Annotated in this window: 22 protein-coding genes; 14 read left to right on the plus strand and 8 right to left on the minus strand. The window is 63.9% G+C overall.

Annotation, left to right across the window (positions count from 1 at the left end):
* Window positions 1-287: 287 nt before the first annotated feature.
* Both SO140_RS03510 and SO140_RS03515 read left to right on the plus strand, forming a co-directional pair.
* On the plus strand, window positions 288-593 hold the full coding sequence (locus SO140_RS03510) for an ETC complex I subunit (RefSeq protein ID WP_449381771.1): 306 nt from the start codon (window positions 288-290) through the stop codon (window positions 591-593).
* 142 nt (window positions 594-735) lie between these two features.
* A complete protein-coding gene (locus SO140_RS03515) occupies window positions 736-1206 on the plus strand; it encodes an Lrp/AsnC family transcriptional regulator (protein WP_449381772.1) in 471 nt (156 codons plus the stop codon).
* Here SO140_RS03515 and SO140_RS03520 read toward each other — a convergent pair.
* Entirely contained in the window at window positions 1203-2231 is a 1029-nt protein-coding gene (locus tag SO140_RS03520) for an AraC family transcriptional regulator (RefSeq protein WP_498542354.1), read from the minus strand. The genes SO140_RS03515 and SO140_RS03520 overlap by 4 nt on opposite strands.
* A gap of 103 nt (window positions 2232-2334) precedes the next feature.
* Between SO140_RS03520 and SO140_RS03525 the strand changes: the two genes are divergently transcribed.
* From SO140_RS03525 to SO140_RS03540, 4 genes are all read left to right on the plus strand, one after another.
* The gene (locus tag SO140_RS03525) at window positions 2335-3507 is read left to right on the plus strand and encodes an isovaleryl-CoA dehydrogenase (RefSeq protein ID WP_449381774.1); all 1173 of its coding nucleotides are present in this window, start codon (window positions 2335-2337) and stop codon (window positions 3505-3507) included.
* Window positions 3508-3581: 74 nt separating this feature from the next.
* Window positions 3582-5186, plus strand: a complete 1605-nt coding sequence (locus SO140_RS03530; protein WP_449381775.1) for a carboxyl transferase domain-containing protein — start codon at window positions 3582-3584, stop codon at window positions 5184-5186.
* Window positions 5187-5200: 14 nt separating this feature from the next.
* Window positions 5201-7204 (plus strand): acetyl/propionyl/methylcrotonyl-CoA carboxylase subunit alpha, encoded by a 2004-nt coding sequence (locus SO140_RS03535; protein WP_449381805.1) that lies wholly within the window; start codon window positions 5201-5203, stop codon window positions 7202-7204.
* Between the two features lie 7 nt (window positions 7205-7211).
* On the plus strand, window positions 7212-8123 hold the full coding sequence (locus tag SO140_RS03540) for a hydroxymethylglutaryl-CoA lyase (protein ID WP_449381776.1): 912 nt from the start codon (window positions 7212-7214) through the stop codon (window positions 8121-8123).
* 92 nt (window positions 8124-8215) lie between these two features.
* On the opposite strand, the gene SO140_RS03545 is transcribed toward SO140_RS03540, so the two are convergent.
* From SO140_RS03545 to SO140_RS03555, 3 genes are read right to left on the minus strand one after another with little or no spacing between them, the layout of a single operon-like run.
* A complete protein-coding gene (locus tag SO140_RS03545) occupies window positions 8216-9574 on the minus strand; it encodes a TRAP transporter large permease (RefSeq protein WP_449381777.1) in 1359 nt (452 codons plus the stop codon).
* Entirely contained in the window at window positions 9571-10125 is a 555-nt protein-coding gene (locus tag SO140_RS03550; protein ID WP_449381806.1) for a TRAP transporter small permease, read from the minus strand. The genes SO140_RS03545 and SO140_RS03550 overlap by 4 nt, the downstream gene beginning before the upstream one ends.
* Entirely contained in the window at window positions 10122-11144 is a 1023-nt protein-coding gene (locus SO140_RS03555) for a TRAP transporter substrate-binding protein (protein WP_449381778.1), read from the minus strand. Before SO140_RS03555 ends, SO140_RS03550 begins: the two co-directional genes overlap by 4 nt.
* A 341-nt stretch (window positions 11145-11485) precedes the next feature.
* On the opposite strand from SO140_RS03555, the gene SO140_RS03560 reads away from it, so the two are divergent.
* Window positions 11486-11725: a pentapeptide MXKDX repeat protein gene (locus SO140_RS03560; RefSeq protein WP_449381779.1), complete on the plus strand. Its 240-nt coding sequence runs from the start codon at window positions 11486-11488 to the stop codon at window positions 11723-11725.
* Window positions 11726-11853: 128 nt separating this feature from the next.
* Here the strand turns inward: SO140_RS03560 and SO140_RS03565 are convergent, their stop codons facing one another.
* Window positions 11854-12207: a DUF6481 family protein gene (locus tag SO140_RS03565; RefSeq protein ID WP_449381807.1), complete on the minus strand. Its 354-nt coding sequence runs from the start codon at window positions 12205-12207 to the stop codon at window positions 11854-11856.
* A gap of 268 nt (window positions 12208-12475) precedes the next feature.
* Between SO140_RS03565 and SO140_RS03570 the strand changes: the two genes are divergently transcribed.
* The 4 genes from SO140_RS03570 to SO140_RS03585 all read left to right on the plus strand — a co-directional run bounded on the left by SO140_RS03570 (window position 12476) and on the right by SO140_RS03585 (window position 14816).
* Window positions 12476-12703, plus strand: coding sequence for a hypothetical protein (locus tag SO140_RS03570; protein WP_498542355.1), 228 nt, complete (start codon window positions 12476-12478; stop codon window positions 12701-12703).
* Between the two features lie 62 nt (window positions 12704-12765).
* Window positions 12766-12975 carry a DUF2273 domain-containing protein gene (locus tag SO140_RS03575; RefSeq protein WP_449381781.1) on the plus strand — a complete coding sequence of 70 codons (210 nt, stop codon included), beginning with the start codon at window positions 12766-12768 and terminating at the stop codon, window positions 12973-12975.
* 162 nt (window positions 12976-13137) lie between these two features.
* Entirely contained in the window at window positions 13138-13878 is a 741-nt protein-coding gene (locus SO140_RS03580; protein ID WP_449381782.1) for a hypothetical protein, read from the plus strand.
* A gap of 140 nt (window positions 13879-14018) precedes the next feature.
* A complete protein-coding gene (locus SO140_RS03585) occupies window positions 14019-14816 on the plus strand; it encodes a transglycosylase SLT domain-containing protein (RefSeq protein ID WP_498542356.1) in 798 nt (265 codons plus the stop codon).
* Window positions 14817-15087: 271 nt separating this feature from the next.
* Here the strand turns inward: SO140_RS03585 and SO140_RS03590 are convergent, their stop codons facing one another.
* Both SO140_RS03590 and SO140_RS03595 read right to left on the minus strand, forming a co-directional pair.
* Window positions 15088-15258, minus strand: a complete 171-nt coding sequence (locus SO140_RS03590; RefSeq protein WP_449381784.1) for a hypothetical protein — start codon at window positions 15256-15258, stop codon at window positions 15088-15090.
* A gap of 161 nt (window positions 15259-15419) precedes the next feature.
* Complete coding sequence (locus SO140_RS03595; protein ID WP_449381785.1) at window positions 15420-15686, minus strand: hypothetical protein; 267 nt, start codon at window positions 15684-15686, stop codon at window positions 15420-15422.
* Between the two features lie 240 nt (window positions 15687-15926).
* Here SO140_RS03595 and SO140_RS03600 point away from each other — a divergent pair, with 240 nt between their 5' ends.
* The 3 genes from SO140_RS03600 to SO140_RS03610 all read left to right on the plus strand — a co-directional run bounded on the left by SO140_RS03600 (window position 15927) and on the right by SO140_RS03610 (window position 16790).
* Window positions 15927-16154, plus strand: coding sequence for a hypothetical protein (locus SO140_RS03600; protein ID WP_449381786.1), 228 nt, complete (start codon window positions 15927-15929; stop codon window positions 16152-16154).
* Between the two features lie 135 nt (window positions 16155-16289).
* Complete coding sequence (locus tag SO140_RS03605; RefSeq protein WP_449381787.1) at window positions 16290-16439, plus strand: hypothetical protein; 150 nt, start codon at window positions 16290-16292, stop codon at window positions 16437-16439.
* Between the two features lie 210 nt (window positions 16440-16649).
* On the plus strand, window positions 16650-16790 hold the full coding sequence (locus SO140_RS03610; protein ID WP_498542357.1) for a hypothetical protein: 141 nt from the start codon (window positions 16650-16652) through the stop codon (window positions 16788-16790).
* A 1354-nt stretch (window positions 16791-18144) separates the two neighbouring features.
* On the opposite strand, the gene SO140_RS03615 is transcribed toward SO140_RS03610, so the two are convergent.
* Entirely contained in the window at window positions 18145-18396 is a 252-nt protein-coding gene (locus tag SO140_RS03615; protein WP_449381789.1) for a hypothetical protein, read from the minus strand.
* Window positions 18397-19003: the final 607 nt, after the last annotated feature.

The following is a 19003-nucleotide window of genomic DNA, read 5'->3' on the forward strand; positions in this document are numbered from 1 at the left end:
AAGCTGACTTTCGAGGAGGAAACACAGAACACGAGGCGCGCACGGCGAGCCGCCAGCAGATCAGCCGCACCGCGGGGGCAGGCTACCGGTCCGCGGTGAGCGGGGAGCGAGATTGTCACGGCGCAGCATAATGACTATACCCGTTGGCAACGCTACCTCCAGGATTGTGGAATCACCGTTCAAATTCCCGATACGGTGTTCTCTATACTATCCCGGTGGTTTCCACCAATAGCTTCGGTGACGCATAGAGTTAGACCGAATAGACGTTAAAGGGGTCCGGCCGTCCAATGACCGCACGCATTTTCAAGCCCGCCAAGAACGCGATGCAATCGGGCAAGGGGAAGACCCGGGAATGGCAGCTCGATTACGAGCCGGAGCAGCCGCGCGCGGTTGAGCCGCTGATGGGCTGGACCTCCTCGGCGGACATGAAGCAGCAGATCACGCTGCACTTCGAGACCAAGGAGGAGGCGATCGCTTATTGCGAGCGCAAGGGCATCGCCTACCAGGTGATCGAGCCCAAGGAGTCGATCCGCCGCTCGGTCGCCTATGCCGACAATTTCTCCTTCCGCCGCGGCGAGCCTTGGACGCACTGATCTGGACGCACTGATCTGGACGCACTGAGCCGGACGCACTGAGCCGGACGCACTGAACGCCAGCTTCCCGCTAAGGTCCTTGGCGGGGGTTTTGTCGTGTGCTCCGCTGGGCGAAGCGTGACGGGATCATGACGAGGTGGGTATGGCCGGGCGTTACCAGCTCGACAGCGTCGATCTGAGGATATTGTCGGAGCTCCAGGAAGACGGCCGCGTCCGCAACAACGAGCTGGCGCATCGTGTCGGCATCTCAGCGCCGAACTGCCTGCGGCGGCTCAAATCCCTCATCAGCCGCGGCGTGATCAAAGCAGTCCGCGCCATTCTGGACGAGCGGCTGCTTGGTTACGAGGTGATCTCGTTCGTCACCATCCAGCTCGGCAGCCAGGCCCAACCGGTTCTGGAGGACTTCGAGACGTCCGTTGCGGCGGTACCGCGTATCCAGCAGTGCTGGCGGATCTCCGGCGATACCGACTATCTCCTGAAATGCGTGGCTCCGAACATGGAAAGCATGCGGCAACAGCTCCTGAATTTTGCGGCCATGCCGAACGTGAAGAACGTGCGCAGCTTTCCGGTGCTGGGCGTTGCCAAGGATGTGTCGCTGCCGGTGCAAGCCTAGCGATACCTGGCGCGAAACTCGCGCGGCGAGGCGCCGGTCCAGTTGCGGAAGGCGCGCGAAAAGCTCTTCTCGTTGCGAAAACCGGCGATCTCGGCGATCCGCTTGATCGGCGCGCGGCCGCGCATCAAGGCTTCCCTGGCGAGTTCGAGCTTTGCCTCTTCCTTCAACGCACGTAGCGAAGTTGCCTCGTCGCTTAGGCGACGATGCATCGTGCGGGTCGACAGCGCAAGCTCACTTGCGACGTCGTCGGCGGTCAGGATCCGACCGCGCGCGCTGCGCAGCACGTGCCTGATCCGCTCCACCATCAGGCGGTCGCGTCGGTAGGGCAGCACGGTCAGGCGCAGCGCACCCTTCAGCATGTGATCGAGATCGGACGGGCTGCGCTTCAGCGGGAGCGCCAGGTAGCGCTTGTCGAAGGTGATGCTGGCGCGCTCCGCATCGAAGCGAACGTTCCTGCAGAAGATTGTTGGATAGACCGAGACGTGGCGCGGCTCGGCATGAGGGAATTCCGCGGTGCGGAGCGCGATCGCGGAATCCACGACCCAGCAGGAGAAGCCGAGCAGGTAGCGCAGCAGCGTCACCAGGCAGAATTCGCGCAACGGCCCGAGGTCGCGCTGCTCGCGAATACCGATCATGGCCGTGTCGCGATCGAAGCCGAACTCGAACAGCACGTCCTCGGTGAGGATGCGGTGATGCCGGCACCAGCGCTTCAGCGCCACCTCGAGATTGGGGGCGGTGATCGAGGCCCGGCATAGCATGCCATAGGTGCCCCAGGGAAACCGGCGCGAGAACCAGCCGAGCGCCTCGTCGTCGAGTTCGCGCATGGCATGGCCCGCCAGGACCTCGAACTGGGCTGCCGTGACCCGCCCATCAGCGGATCCGAGGAGGTCCGCGGGCACCTGGCTTCTGGCTAGCGCCTCGGCCGCGTCGCGGCCATATCTGGCGTAAGCAGCAACCACTCCGCGCACGAAGGCGGCCGGTGTCATGGCCCGGCGAGGAACTGCAGCGGAGGCTTGAAAAGGCATACCGAATCTTCGCCAACTATGGCGGAAAATGCAACCTTTTCGACCGCCCGAATGCCCGATCGGGAGTAGGTTTGCGGGCAAGACAAGATCGGAGGAGCAGCCCATGAACATCCCGAGCATCGATTTCGACCTCGGCGAAGACATCACCATGTTGCGCGATACGGTCCGCGCCTTCGTGGAGGCTGAGGTCGCGCCGCGCGCGGCCGAGGTCGAGAAGGCGAACCTGTTTCCCGCCGACCTCTGGAAGCGCTTCGGCGATCTCGGCCTGCTCGGGATGACCGCGCCGGAGGAATATGGCGGCTCCAACATGGGCTATGTCGCCCACATCGTCGCCATGGAGGAGATTTCGCGCGGCTCGGCCGCGGTGGGCCTGTCCTACGGCGCGCATTCCAATCTCTGCGTCAATCAGATCCGCCGCAACGGCAACGACGCGCAGCGCCAGCGCTATCTGCCAAAACTGATCTCCGGCGACTATGTCGGCGCGCTCGCGATGTCCGAGCCGGGCGCCGGCTCCGACGTCGTCTCCATGAAGCTGCGCGCGGACCGGCGCGGCGACCGCTACGTGCTCAACGGCTCGAAAATGTGGATCACCAATGGCGGCGACGCCGACGTGCTGGTGGTCTATGCCAAGACGGATCCGGACGCCGGCCCGCGCGGGATGACAGCTTTCCTGATCGAGAAGGGCTTCAAGGGCTTTACCCATGGCCAGCATCTCGACAAGCTCGGCATGCGCGGATCCAACACCTATCCGTTGTTCTTCGACGAATGCGAGGTGCCGGCCGACAACGTGCTGGGCGGGGTGGGCGAGGGCGTCAAGGTCCTGATGTCCGGCCTCGACTATGAGCGCGCGGTGCTGTCCGGCGGTCCGCTCGGGATCATGGCGGCCTGCATGGACGCTGTCGTGCCCTACATGCACGAGCGAAAGCAGTTCGGTCAGCCGATCGGCGACTTCCAACTCATGCAGGGAAAGCTCGCCGACATGTATTCGACCTGGCAGGCGACGCGCGCCTATGTCTACGCGGTGGGGCGCGCCTGCGATCGAGGCGGTCACGCGCGGACTCTGCGCAAGGACGCTGCCGCCGCGATCCTGTATTCCGCAGAGAAGGCGACATGGATGGCAGGTGAGGCGATCCAGGCGCTCGGCGGCGTCGGCTATACGAACGAGTTTCCGACCGGGCGTCTGTGGCGCGATGCAAAGCTGTACGAGATCGGCGCCGGCACGTCTGAAGTGCGCCGCATGCTGATCGGGCGTGAGCTGATGGCGGAGACCGCCTGAACGCATTTGGAATCGCCGCGAAAATGGGTCAACCTGCCGCGGCATCTCACCACGACGAAAGAAGCGCTGGACACATGCCGCTCCATTCCACGATCGATCCTTCATCATCGGATTTCGCAGGCAATGCCGAAGCGATGCGCGGGCTCGTCGGTGACCTCCGGGAAAAGCTCGCCCAGGTCGCCGGCGGCGGCGGCGAGGCCTCGCGCATGCGCCACACAGCGCGCGGCAAGATGCTGGCGCGCGAGCGCGTCGATCTGCTGGTCGATCCCGGGACTGCGTTCCTGGAGCTGTCGCCGCTTGCCGCATATGGCCTGTACGGCGGCGACGTGCATTCGGCCAGTGTCGTCACGGGGGTCGGGCGGATCTCGGGGCGCGAATGCGTCATCGTCGCCAATGATGCCACCATCAAGGGCGGCACCTACTACCCGATGACGGTGAAGAAGCACCTGCGCGCGCAGGACATCGCGCGCCAGAACAATCTTCCTTGCGTCTACATGGTCGATTCCGGCGGCGCGTTCCTGCCCATGCAGGACGACATCTTTCCGGACGAGCGGCACTTTGGCCGCATCTTCTACAACCAGGCGCAGATGTCGGCAGCCAGCATCCCCCAGATCGCGATCGTGATGGGATCCTGCACGGCCGGCGGCGCCTATGTGCCGGCGATGTCGGACGAGAGCATCATCGTGCGCAACCAGGGCACCATCTTCCTCGGCGGCCCGCCTCTGGTGAAGGCCGCGACCGGCGAGGTCGTGAGCGCCGAAGAACTTGGCGGCGCCGACGTGCATTCGCGGCAGTCCGGCGTCACCGATCACTACGCGCAGAACGATGCTCATGCGATCGGTATCGCGCGGCGTATCGTGGGTACGTTGAAGCCACAGGCGCGGCCGAACCTCAACATGCATCCGCCGCGCGATCCGCTGTTCGCCGCGGAGGAGATCTACGGCGTGGTGCCAGTCGACGGCAGAAAGCCGTTCGACGTGCGCGACATCATCGCGCGCGTGGTTGACGGCTCCGAGTTCGACGAGTTCAAGAAGCTATACGGCACGACGCTGGTCTGCGGCTTTGCCCATATCTGGGGCTATCCGGTCGGCATCATCGCCAACAACGGCATCCTGTTCAGCGAGAGCTCGCTGAAGGGCGCACATTTCATCGAGCTGTGCTGCCAGCGTGGAATTCCCCTGGTTTTCTTGCAGAACATCACCGGCTTCATGGTCGGCAAGAAATACGAGGCCGGTGGCATCGCCCGCGACGGCGCGAAGCTCGTCACGGCGGTCGCCACCGCCTCGGTGCCGAAGTTCACCGTAGTGATCGGCGGCTCCTACGGCGCCGGCAATTACGGCATGTGCGGGCGCGCCTACAGCCCGCGCTTCCTCTGGATGTGGCCGAACGCGCGCATCTCCGTGATGGGCGGCGAGCAGGCTTCGATGGTGCTGAGCCAGGTCAGGCGCGACAACATCGAGGCCAGGGGCGAGAGCTGGTCCAAGGAAGAGGAAGAGAAGTTCCGCAGCCCCATTCGTGCGCAATATGAAAGCCAGGGGCATCCGTACTATGCGACGGCGCGGCTGTGGGACGACGGCGTGATCGATCCGGCCGATACGCGGCTCGTGCTCGGGCTTGGGCTGTCAGCGGCGTCGAACGCGCCGATCGAACCGACGAAATTCGGCCTGTTCAGGATGTGACGCAGGAACTGATGATGGACCGCTCAAATCTCTACCGGCGCTTTCGCACGCTCCTGATCGCCAATCGCGGCGAGATCGCCTGCCGCGTCATCCGAACCGCGCGCGCCATGGGCCTGCGCACAGTCGCGGTCTATTCCGAGGCCGACCGCGACGCGATGCATGTTGCGCTCGCGGACGAGGCCGTTCTGCTCGGGCCCGCGCGGACACGCGACAGCTATCTCAATGTCGAGCGATTGATCGAGGCAGCGCGGAAAACCGGTGCGGAGGCGGTGCATCCCGGCTACGGATTCCTGTCGGAGAATGCCGAGTTTGCGCGGGCGTGCCTGGACGCCGGATTGGTCTTCGTCGGCCCGACAGCCGGGATGATGACCGCGATGGGCTCAAAGTCAGGCTCCAAGGCGCTGATGGAGAAGGCCGGCGTGCCGCTGGTGCCTGGCTATCACGGCGAGGCGCAGGATGAGACGACGCTCGCGAAGGCTGCCGACAAGATTGGCTTTCCCGTGCTGGTGAAGGCTTCCGCGGGCGGCGGCGGCCGTGGCATGCGCATCGTGCGCTCGGCTGCCGAGCTTGGACCGGCGATCGTCAGCGCCAAGCGGGAAGCAAAAGCCGCGTTCGGCGACGACACCATGCTGATCGAGAAATATGTCGACAATCCCCGCCATATCGAGGTGCAGGTAATCGGCGACAGCCACGGCAATCTGTTGTCGCTGTTCGAGCGCGAATGCACTCTTCAGCGGCGGCACCAGAAGGTGATCGAGGAAGCACCTTCGCCGACGCTCAATGCCACGCAACGCGAGACCGTCTCTGCCGCCGCGCGCAAGGCGGCCGGTGCGGTGAACTATGTCGGCGCCGGCACCATCGAGTTCGTCTCCGACGGCAAGAACGTGTTCTTCATCGAGATGAACACCCGCCTCCAGGTCGAGCACCCCGTGACCGAGCTGATCACCGGGATCGATCTCGTCGAATGGCAGTTGCGCGTCGCCTTCGGTGAGGCGCTGCCGCTGAAACAGGACGAGATCCGTCTCAACGGGCACGCCATCGAGGCGCGCGTCTACGCGGAGAATCCGACCAAGAACTTCATGCCCTCGGTCGGCAGGATCTCGACCTGGCGTTTGCCCGAGGAGGCCGGCGGTCTGCGCATCGACGCTGGCTATCGCAAGGGCGATGCCGTCTCGCCTTACTATGACGCAATGCTCGCCAAGATGATCTCCTGGGCGCCGACACGGGATGCGGCGATCGAGCGATTGAACCGCGGGCTCGAGAATTCCGACGTCCGCGGCATCGTCACCAACATTCCGTTCCTCTCGGCGCTGATGACGCATCCCAAGGTCCGGTCGAACTCGATCGACACCGGCTTCATCGAGCGGGAGCTGGCCGGGCTGACGGCGGCGGGCGCCGCGCCCGGCGAGCTCGAGCTGTGTGCGGCCGTCGCGGCTATCGTCAATGAGGAACGTAGAGCCGCTCAGGGCGAAACCGTTTCGCCCTGGCGAACTTTCGGCTGGCAGCCGGTCGGACGACGTCAGCGCAGCTTTGCCTTCCGTGTCGGCCACGGGCCGGAGCAGACGATTTCGCTGAATTACGGCAGCGGCCCCTCGACGCTCGTCATCGGTGAGCGGGAGCTGGCTTTCGCGATGGTACCGAAGGAGGGTGGATTCGATTTGGCGCTCGACGGCGTCAAGACGGCGGTTGCCGCGGTTGTTGATGGCCATGAGCTCTATCTGCGTACGCGCAATGGCCGGTTCGATCTGCACTGGGTCGATCCGTTCGGCGGCGAGAGCGAGGAGCATGTCGGCGAGGACAAGATTGCAGCGCCCTTGCCGGGCACGGTCGTGGCGGTGCTCGCGGAGGAGGGTGCCAAGCTCGAGAAGGGCGCGCCAATCCTGACGCTCGAAGTGATGAAGATGGAGCAGACGCTGCGCGCGCCGTTTGCAGGCGTTCTGAAGGCGATCAAGTGCAAGGTCGGCGACATCGTGCAAGAAGGCGTCGAGCTTGCCGAGCTCGAGCCGATCGGCGAGTGAGCAAGACATGAGCGACCAGGTCCGCATCATTGAAATGGGGCCGCGCGACGGCCTCCAGAACGAGAAGACACCGGTCAGCGTGGAGGCGCGCATTGCCTTCGTCGAGGCGCTGGTCGCGGCCGGCCTTCACACCGTCGAGGTCGGCGCCTTCGTCTCGCCCAAGGCGATCCCCCAGATGGCCGGCTCCGATGTGGTGCTGCGCGGGGTGAGCCACGTCAAGGGCGCCGAATTCCAAGTGCTGGTGCCGAACGAGAGGGGCTATGACGCCGCGCGCGCGGCCGGTGCGCAGGTCGTGTCCGTGTTCGCGGCAGCTTCGGAAGGATTCTCGCGGGCCAACATCAATTGCTCGATCGCCGAATCCATCGAGCGGTTCAAGCCCGTCCTTGCGCGCGCGAAAGCCGACGGCGTGAGAGTACGCGGCTATATCTCCTGCGTGCTGGGTTGCCCGTTCGACGGCGAGATCAAGCCCAACGCCGTCGCCGATCTCGCCAAGACCCTGTGGGATCTCGGCTGCTACGAGATTTCGCTCGGCGACACCATTGGCGTCGGCACGCCGACCAAGGCGAAGGATATGCTGCGCGCCGTTGCCGCGAACATCCCGGCGGCCCATCTCGCGATGCATTTCCACGACACCTACGGCCAGGCGCTCGCCAATCTCTATGCGGGGTTGGAGGAGGGCGTCCGCGTCATCGACGCAGCCGCCGGCGGGCTCGGCGGTTGTCCGTATGCGCCGGGCGCGACCGGCAATGTCGCGACGGAGGATGTCGTCTACATGCTCGAGGGCATGGGGATCAAAACTGGCGTCGACATGGAAAAGCTGCTGGCGGCGACGAACGAGATCAGCCGACTGCTTGGCCGGACGCCGGTGAGCCGTGTCGCATCGGCGCTGAATGCGAGGAAGAACCAGGCGGCTTCGTAGGGTGGGCAAAGGCGCGGAGCGCCGTGCCCACCATCTCTCAACGATCATGGTCTTGATGATGGGCACTCTTCGCTTGGCCCACCCGAGAGCGTCTACCTGCTCCCGTCAGGCCCCATCACCAGATCCGGCAGCCAGGTCGATATCTCCGGCACGAAACAGAGCAGGAGCACGGCGCCCATCATCAACAGCACGAAGGGCAGCGTGCCCCAGATCACCTCGCTCAGGGGGATATCAGGCGCGACATTGCGGATGACGAAGATGTTGAGACCGACTGGCGGGTGGATCAGCCCCATCTCCATCACGATGGTCATGACGACGCCGAACCAGATGATGTCGAAATTGGCGGCACGCAAGGGCGGCAGGATGATCGGGGCGGTCATCAGGATGATCGAGACTGGCGGCAGGAAGAAGCCGAGCACGATCACCATAGCGAGGATCGCGAACAAGAGGCCCCAGCGCGGTAGGTGCATCGCGACGATGGATTCCGCGGCCGATTGCGAGATATGCAGATAGCTCATCACGTAGGAATAGAGCAGCGACATGCCGATGATCATCATCAGCATGGTCGACTCCCGGATCGTCGACTTCATGATCGGCCCGAGATCTGTCGGCCGCCAGACGCCGTAGATCATCGCGATCAGCGCGAGCGCGAGGAGGCCGCCCAGTCCCGCAGTTTCCGACGGCGTGGCATAGCCGCCATAAAGCGCGATCATGACGCCCGTGAGCAACAGCACGAACGGAATGACGCGCGGCAGCACACTGAAACGTTCGGCCAATGTGTATTCGTCGCGGGTCAGGATCGCAGCCTCAGGGCCGCCCGTCTTGTAAACGGCTTCAGCCGCAGCATATTCCCGGCGGAAGCGGATCACGGCATAGGCGCCGAACAGGCTGACCAGCAAAAGCCCTGGGCCGATGCCGGCGAGGAAGAGCCGCCCGAGCGATTTTTCCGCGGCAACCGCAAACAGGATCATGGTGATCGAGGGCGGCAACAGAATGCCGAGCGTGCCGCCGGCGGCGATGATCCCGGCGGCAAAGCCACCGGAATAGCCGCGTTTGCGCATCTCGGGAATGCCGGCCGAGCCGATCGCCGAGCATGTCGCGGGCGAGGAGCCGGCCATTGCGGCGAACAGCGCGCAGGCGAAGACGTTGGCTACGCCAAGGCCGCCGGGCACGCGATGAAGCCAGGCATGCAGGGCCGAGTAGAGATCCTGGCCGGCGCGCGACTTGCCGATCGCCGCACCCTTCAGGATGAAGAGCGGAATCGACAGCAGCGTGATCGAGGCCATTTCCTCGTAGACGTTCTGCGTCACGGTATCGAGCGAGGCGGCCGGCATGTAGATGCCCATGAACACGACCGCGACCGCGCCGAGCGCAAACGCGATCGGCATGCCGGAAAACATCACAAACAGCGTCGCCAGCCCGTAGGACAGGCCGATACCGAACACGCTCATCGGCGCTTGGCTCCGGTGAAGGGAAGGACGAGCTGCACGATGATCTGTACGCAAAGCAGGGTCATGCCGATCGCCATCAGGCTGTAGGGAATGGCGAGCGGAGGCGACCACATCGAGTTCGAGACCTGGCCGTCGACATAGGCCTCATGCGTGAGCGTCCAGGACTTCCAGGTAAAGAAGGCGCAGAACAGCAGCGTCACGGCGTCGACGAGCCAGAGTCGGATTTTGTTCGCGAGCGGCGACAACAGCCCGACAAAGGCCTCGATGCCGATATGGCCGCGATGTTGCTGCACATAGGCCGCCGTCATGAAGGTGGCGCCGACCAGCAGGAACACGGCCGCCTCGTCCTGCCAGTAATTAGCGGCCTTGAAGAGGGCGCGGCTCAGCACGCTGTAGCTCAGAATCGCGCAGGCGGCGATCAGCGCGAGCGCAGCCAGCACGACGATAACGCTGTTGAGGACAGCGAGACCGCGATCGAGCACCGCCGCAAGCCCACGGCGTGCGGCGGCATCCACCGGGTCGTCACGATCCGGAAGCAGACCGTGCATTATGCCGAGACTTCGGAGGCGAGCTTGAGCAGGTTCGCCGCGGTCGCAGTCTTCGCGCCATAGTCCTTCCAGGCGGTATCGCGGGCGATCTCGCGCCACTTGCCGACGGTCGCCGCATCGAGTGCGCTGACCTTGGCGCCGGCTTTCTCGTAGACCTTGGCGACCTCGACGTCGTCGTCCTGCGCGCCCTTGCGGCCGAAGGCTTCGAGCTCGGTGCCGACGGCAAGCAGGATATCCCGATGGTTCTTCGGCAGCTTGTCGAAGATCGCTTTCGACATCATCAGGGGCTCGAGCATGAACCAGTAGGAGGCGCCGGCGCCCGAGGTCAGCGATTTGGCGACCTCTTCGAGGCGGAACGAGATCAGGCTGGTGGAGGAAGTGATGCCGGCATCGCAGGCGCCGGTCTGCATTGCAGCGTAGATTTCGTTCGATGGCACCGACAGCACGGACGCGCCGGCAGTTTGCAGCACCATATCCATCTCGCGCGAGCCGCCGCGCACCTTCATGCCCTTGGCATCTTCAGGCGCAACGATCGCCTTGGAGCGGCTGGCGACGCCGCCGGCCTGCCAGATCCAGCTCAGGAGGATGATGCCCTTGTCGGCGAGGAAGTCGGAGAGCGCCTTGCCGACCGGCTCCTTCTTCCAGCGCATGCCCTGGTCGTAGGTCGTGACGAGGCCCGGCATCAGGCCGATGTTCGTCTCAGGCAATTCGCCGCCGGCATAGGGCATCGGATAGAGGGAGATGTCGAGCGCACCCTTGCGCATCGCGGAGAACTGCGCGTTGGTCTTGATCAGCGAGGAGTTCGGATAGATCTCGGCGGCGATGTCGCCATTGCTGCGCTTTGCGACCTCGGCGGCGAACATGCGGCAGAGACGGTCGCGGAAGTCGCCCTTGTCGATCGTGCCGCCCGGGAATTGGTGCGAGATCTTCAGCGTGGTCGCGGCCTGGGCGGTCCCGATGCCGAAGCGCAGAATGGCGGGCGCGGCAACAGCCGTCGCGAGAAGTTGACGTCGCGTGAACATGGAATGATCCCCTTGAACGGTTCTTGATGATTGGGTCTTGAGGCCGGCGTTTAGGCGCATCCTAGCCGGTCTTTCACCCGATATTCTGTAATCTGATAGTTCGAGAGCGAATGCGGCGGCAAGTCGCGGGGGCGCCGATGCTGCGCTGCACACTCGTTCCTCAGGTTCCGCGCACTAGCATGGCAGACGCGGGCAAAATTGTGTCGGGCTGAACACGGAAACGGGGCAAGGGCTCGGAAAAAATTCGGCCGCTCGCGTAACAAGCGTGCCCGTCGACCCGTCGAGCGTGAGTAGCGGCATCCGTCGCTGGCAACCTCCACCCCTCGAAGGGAAGATGAACCATGACCATTCGCACCCGCATCGCACTCGGCGTCTCCGCTGCCGCTCTCTCGCTCAGCCTGGCGCTCGCGCCGGCCGCCTTCGCTCAGGACAAGATGGGCAAGGATGACGCCATGAAGAAGGACGCGATGTCCAAGGATGGCATGAAGAAGGATTCCATGTCGAAAGACGACGGCATGAAGAAGGACACGATGTCCAAGAACGGCATGAAAAAAGACGACGGAATGATGAAGAAGAACTGATCGCGCCGTCGTCGTCATTCCGGGGCGCGCGACAACGCGAGCCCCGGAATGCGCAACGACACGTTGTGGACTCGATACGGTTGGGCTCGTGCTTGGCGCGGTCCCGTCGCATCGCTCCGGTGTGACGGTTACTTTCGCTTGCCCTTGGCTTTGCGGGCGGCGTAGCGCGCATCGCGCTTGGCCTTCTGCTCGGCTTCGAGATCGGCCTGCCTGGCGGCGGCCTCCTCGGCTTCGCGAGCAATGCGTGCGGCTTCGGCGGCCACAGCCTCGTCCTCACGCCGCTTGTGCTCGGCCTTTTCTGCTTCGCGTGCCGACTTTACCTCGGCACGCTTGGCGGCAATCGCCTCGCGCTCGGCACGCCGCGCCGCGACCGCGGGGTCGTCGTGCCCCGGCTGCGATTTGAATTTGTTCAAAAGATTTTTGCGGGCGTCCTGTGCCGCCTTTTGCCGGTCTGCGAAGCCGGGTTCCCTGAATCCACTCATCGAACGAGCCTTGTCTTCCTCGCTTTCAATCCTACATCAGCACCTGTGGGTGCAGCGGCCGCGAACAAGCGCGCGCCGCGCGACGAACAAGCGTGTACATCTATGCGCGTCGCGAAGCCACCCATAATCGCAGCCTATCAGGTCGCGAAAAATCGCTGGAATCGCCGATCTTTCGTAGTCCGGAAAAACTGCCGAATTGTGATCCCCCTAACAAGGGAGCACGGGGGCGGCGCCTAGTGTCCGCACCGAGACGAACGGAGCTACGGCGATGACTATTTTCCGGGTGTCTTTGCGAAGGCTCGCGATCACATTTGCGACAGTGGCGCTCGTCGGCATCGTGGTTTACCTGGCCCAGCCCAAGCCAGTCGAGAGTGGTTTACTCGGCGCCGAATGGCAGTGCAGCCAGACGGCCTTTGTGCTCACGACCTGCGCGCCGCGGGTACAGCAGGCCACATCGGCATCGAACAAGGTGGCACTCCGCGCACCCAAGCCTTAAAGCGGGGTGTGACGTGGCGCCGCAGAGATGGTAAGGGCAGCAATTCTCGGCTTCACCTTGCCATGCCCGATACCCAGCCCAGCTCGCATTCAAAGCCGCAGCCAAGGCCGCCCGGCGACAATCGGCGCGGCGCCATCGCCGGACTGATTATTGCCGTCGTCATCCTCGGCGTCGGCCTTTGGCTGGCGCGCGATCTCACCGCCGCCAGCAAGATGCAGGACTGCCTGATGTCGGGGCGGACCAATTGCAACGTGATCGAGCCGGCGCGCTAACGCCGCGGACGAAAAATTGCCGTGATCTTAACTGTTTGTAACGGGACATCGCTGATCAACGGGATCAACGTTGTCCGCCGGCATCAACCGGGACCTGAGATTGTTCGGGCATCCGGACCACGGCGACGACAGATGAGAGATAGAGGTAAGGGGTAGGCACCAATGCGTGCATCCAGCCGGATGAAGATTATCATTCCCTTGGTTTCGGCCGTGTCGCTGCTCGCGCTTTCGGCGCAGGCACAGGATTCAAACACGGGGAGGGGCGGTCAGCCGCCGGGTGCGGGCGCGGCGCCACACGCCAATGCTCCCACGCGAGTTGCGCCGCCGCAGCAGGCCACACGAATCGCGCCGCCTCACGCTGGGCATCAGGGTCCCCCCGGCGGATCGCCGCAGGGGCGTTACGTGGCCCGCGGACCGGTGCCGCAGCGCGATTGGGGCGGACACGCCTATCGCGGCAATCTCGCCTGGGAGGGGGGCCGCTGGCGGCATGAGAACCACAATGGCCGTTATGGCTGGTGGTGGGACGTTGGCGGCGTCTGGTATTATTATCCGGAGCGCATAGAAGGGCCGCCCGCGTACATCTCCGAAGAGTACATCGATGATGTGCCGGTGGCCTATGCGCCGCCACCTCCGGCGGCCTATGCGCCGCCTCCGCCGCCGCCTGCTCCGGCAGACCCGGGTGCCAGTGCGCTCGGCGGGGCCATCGTCGGTGGCGTATTGGGCGGGCTGATCTCCGGCAACGCAACGGGAGCTGCCGCGGGCGCTGTGCTCGGCGGCGCGACCGGTGCGATTGCCGGCGCAACGGCGGCGTCGCAGCCGGGCTATTATTGGTCGCAGGGCAATTGCTACTACCGCTATCCGAGCGGCCAGTACGTGCTTGCCGATCGGCGCGCGTGCTACTGATCCGTGGATCGATCCACGATCTGACCGAGGCGGGCTCACGGCCCGCCTCTTTCGTTTGACACGCTGCTTCGGATCGCGGCGCGATCGCGCGGCGGGCGTGCCGACAAGCGTTGTTAACTGGCCTCCGCTATGAAGCGCCGATGAGGTCTTCCACGTGCATTCCTTGGATTCTGTACGCCGCGCCGCTTTGTCTGGCGGTGCTCGCGGCCGGTCCAGTGCACGCCGGCGCGGCGGATGATGCGGCGGCGGCCGACGTCACCGGCGCGGTCGCGTCGGATAGTGTCGAAGCTCCAATGGCCGTAGATGCCGAGCCGTTTCCGGTGCGCGCATCCGTTCGCGCGCTGATCGAGAAGGAAGCCGCGAAGACGAAATTGCCGCCCGATATCGCGGAAGCGGTCGTCTTCGTCGAAAGCCGCTACGATTCCACGGTGGTCGGCCGCGTCGGCGAGATCGGGCTGATGCAGGTCAGGCCCGAGACGGCGGCCATGCTCGGCTTCAGGGGCACCACGGCCGAACTCGCCAGGCCCGAGATCAATATCCGCTACGGCGTGACCTATCTCGCCAGGGCCTGGCGGCTGGCGCATGGCGACCTCTGCCGCGCACTGATGAAATACCGCGCCGGCCACGGCGAAGAGACCATGACGCCGCGCTCCGCCATCTACTGCAATCGCGCGCGCAACCGCCTCATCGCGATGAACTCGCCGTTTGCGACAACAGACGCGGCGACGGCCGTAGCGCCGGATCCCGCGCCCGCGCGGGCGGTGGTGAGCGCTAAGCCGCAAGCACGGCCATCACCGGTCAAGCCGACCGACGTCTACGCGACCTACAAACACGGAACGGCGGCGGCCGGCCGCGCATTCTGGGCCGCGCACGAAGCACGCGTCCGCGCGATCAAGGCGCGGATCGAGGCCAAGTGGCGGCGCGTGGCGTCGCGTTAGGCAATCTGCGCAGCTGCCTGCGTCTCAATCATTGCCGGGCATGCGGATATCGTCCTTGACGAGCGCTGTGCATCCTTCGGCGATGCACAACAACTGCCTGAAAATTTCTCTGGCGCTCCCGGCCAGATCGCGGTTTTGATCAAAGAAAAAAAGTTTGAAGTTGATTCGCGGGGAAACGGGACATGCTGGATGCTATCCAAATCAGCGTTGCACTTTGGGGAATGATCGTGTGCGGCAGCATCAAGGCCGCACAACTGGCGCCACATCTTTTCTAGAAGATCAGCCAACGGACCACGGCTACTCCGGCCCAGATCAGGCCGCCGATCCAGGCGACCATGACGACGCCGATGGTCGCGAGATAGGCGAAGCCGAGCAGATCGCGACTCCGGCGCGGCGCCTGTGCGTCTGCGTCCGTGGCTGCTGCTTCGGCGTCGTGTGTCATGGCGGGGAGGGCGTCGGTTGGTGCGTCGTTGCGTGGCCCGCGGCCGCTACATCGCGCGGCCGCGTGGCCTGCCTTTTAGCCGAGGAATCGCGCCACCTCTGTGATTAAATTCACAATCGCGGCCGCTATCCGTGAACTGCCGTCAACACGACCCACCGGCCTCAGGCGGCCCGGCCCCAATCGGGCGAGGGAGCAATGGCCTCGAGCTGCCGCTGCAGGGTCGCAACCGTCGCCTGCAAGTTGTCGCGGCGTCCCCGCAGCGTCACGGCCAGCATGGGATAAGCGAGGCTCGCGGGATCGGACACGCCGGCCTTGCGCTCCTCTTCCTTGATGTCGGCGTCGAGGAGTTGAACCCTCCAGCGCAGGTCGGCGATCAAGGCATGGAGTTGTGTGGTGGCGGTCGCTTCGAAGCGGGACATCGGCTGCATGGGCTTGCCTCACTGTGAAACAGACCCACGGCGGGTCTGGCTGATTGGGCTTGGCTGAGCAAGGCGAGTGCCAATTCGAACGAAGGGCCGGGGGCCGCAAGACGTGTTGCCCGCATCTTGCTGCGCTGCCGCGTTAACCAAACCTGCATTAATGACGAAAGCCAGACGCGACGGCAGGCTTTAATGGCGTGCCAGGCCGGATGTCCCGGCCGGCTGCGTCGCGAGCTGGGGGTATGCGTCATGTCCAAGGCCATCGAGCTGATCGTCGACGGTTTTACGCGCATCAGGGATCGCCAGTCACTGGAGGATCTGCGGATGCACAGGCGGCGCCTTGCCGTCGATCTCAAATCCATCAAGGGATTCGACTGCCGCCAGTCGATCGCGCAGATTGCCGACGATATCGAGGCGATCGAGAGCGGCTTGAGAAGGCTCGACGAGCCCGCCGCGGCGACTGTGAAAGAGCTTTAGCCGCATCGAAGGGCGTCCCGCGTCGATTGCGGGTTTCCCGATTATTTCGCAGGTGCACTGTGATGACGCCCCCCCGCATTCATACGGGACGAATTGTCATGCCCTCGTCCACTTTTACGAGTCATGATCGCCGTCATGAGTGCGGAATATGACCCCGAGAGTGAAGCCGCGGCGGCGATGAAGCGCGCTGCGGCCTCCGAAGGTGCCGACCGGCAGCGGCTGATCCAGCTTGCTCTGGCGTGGCATCAGCTCGCGCGTGAGCGCCGTCAGAACGACGCGGAGTAGGGCGTCCCGCAACCGGCGCTCGGCGTCTTGGAACCGTTGGCTCCTGACCGACTTGCCTTGTTGTGCCGACGACCGCCGACTGTCGGCACGTCGGAATGGCGGCCTCGGTGTGATGCCCCCCGTACCAGCCGAGGCCGTTTTTGATCGCGACAACGGACGCCGACGATGCGGCGATCTTCACTTCGACCACTTCGCTCAAAGCGTGCGCGCATGAACGTCGCCTGGTTCGCGATCGTTGCGGTGGCGGGCTTCGTCCTCTTCCTGTGCCTTCATTTTGGCGAACGCGCACAGCAGGCGGCCCTCGAGAAACTTTCGACGAACTCCTCGCAATCGGTCGGCCAGGAAAAGTGATTCTCCAGATCCGCCATCGCCCACGTCGCGCGCATTTTCGCGAGAACAACCCCATGCAAAGTAGGACGTGCCCGGCCATGACGCCCCATTCGGGACACGCCGTTCACTTCGCGTAAAATGCGCCTGCACTATGTTACCGGCAAGGCTTTGCTCAAGAGGCGCAGATTCATGGGTAGGTTTGATCGGCGTGCCAGTCCCCCCGCGTCGCATCTTGCGAGCTCACCTGAGTGAACGGCAGACTTCGTCTGCGTGACATTCCTGAACCGGGTCAAGGAAAGGTCGAAGCGGGACGAGATCCTGGTGACGTAGCGGTCATTCGCCACGTGTTGGCTCATGAAAAACAGCAGGGCTTCCGCCGCCGCGGAAGGGATGCCTGTCGTGGACCTTTCGAAAGTCTCTTGTCCGACGCCTGCGTCCTGTCTGTTTACACCTTACACGCCGTAGAAGATCTTGATTCCCCACAACACGATGACAATACCCATGACCAAACTGGCTGCCGCCAGTACACTTTCCAAGGAAGCGACTCTCATTTTACTCTCCGCTTCCCAGCCCCACTTGCGGTTTAGGTGATTCGCGGAATCCCCGGCAATTGTACGCGCGCCACGTCCAGACGTTCTCCCAGAGGTCGTGGCGTGCGCGCCACAGCCGTATTTTTCCGGAGTGAAGGGCGTGCGCGGCGATTCCCACGGACGGTGCGGAAACGGTGAAAAGCGGAGCTTAAAAGCGCAGCGCACTGCCGCGCCAGAAAAGACGCCGGCGGCCGCCGTAGATAAGCCACAGCGGACGAGTTCGCTACAAAGCAAGACGGTTCCGACATCGGACGCGCATCGGACTGGAGGCAGGTAATTTGATGGCTGATCAACGCAGGCTCATGCGCCCGGTGGCGACCGGTATCGGTCCACAACAACCCATCGAAAAGGACAATGTTGCGGAGGCAATCGATCACGCGTTGCACGAGGTGCATGCCGCACGGCGTGACCTCTCCATAACCGGCTTCTGCATGCGTCAGGCAGAGTTGCTCCGGAGAATAGATCAAGCCCAAGCCCATCTTGCTGATCTGGTGCAGTCAGGAACTCCGGAGGCATTCCTCCCGTCTCACCCGACAACGCGCTCCTTCACGCGACCCATGGCGAGATGACCCGCGGTCTTCTGACCTGGCCCCTGCGGTACGCCGATCGCCGCGCTTGGAAACCAATCCCTCAAGGCACATGCGGCACACTGATGCCCGTCTGGCCGCGCGCCACTAGCCTTTCGGAGCTCGTCTTCCGCAAAGTAGGGCGCAGTTTGCGCGGATCGTGACCGTCCATCGCGTGGATGAATTTGCGGCAAGCCCTGCGATGTCACGTGCCAGCTCTCAGGGCGTCAGGCAGTATGCTCCACGCGGGCAGCGCACGTTGGGCGTCGCGGCGCCGCCTATTCCAAACGCTCCGCTGTCTTTGGTCTCGCGGAACTGGTGCTTCGGCAACCGAATCGTCGCATTGGGACGGTCCGCGTTGGCCGGCATGTCTTTTTCTCCGAGCGGCATTTGGGAGGCCATGGCTGGCACGATGGAAACGGCAGCCAGCGCGGCGGCTGCCGCGAACAAGCGGCAAAGGGCCCTGTACATGTTTTTGATCCTCTCATGTGGTCGCTTGCATCCGTGCAAGCCGCCGCACAATGCGAGACCGGAACGTCTTCATCTATGAGGAGCGTCACGGTGCAAGCTCGGCAAAGGACGGAGCTTACAGCAACCGCTAGATATCCCGGTTGCGCGCGATTGGATTGTCCGAGGAGCGGTCGAGCCAAGCCCCATGCTCGCCAAACTCTATCGCGTCGCCATGCTCAAGGCGTACCGATACGAAAGCGCTGCCGGGCTCGAAATGCCAGTCCCCCCGGCAGCGCTCGTGTCTCAAACTGGGCGCTGAAATCCCAGTTGGTTATGAATTAGCAAGGCTCATGCCACAGGTTTGTGACAGGGCCGAAGCGGGTCTATCAGTAGGGGCCCCCGTAGGGGCTCACATAGAACCGAGGCGGAGGGGCATAAGCAGGTGGATACCCGTATCCTCCGCCATAATAGGGATCCCCATACCCGGGGTCCGGATACACGTAGCCGTAGGAGCCGTAGGAATTGTAAGGATCGTAGTAGCCGCCCCCATAATAAGGGGCAGCAAGGGCGCCTGCGATCAGACCGCCCGCAAGAAGTCCCGCGCCTACGCCCCAGCCTCTTCCATGCC

Source organism: Bradyrhizobium sp. UFLA05-108, from assembly GCF_059803455.1.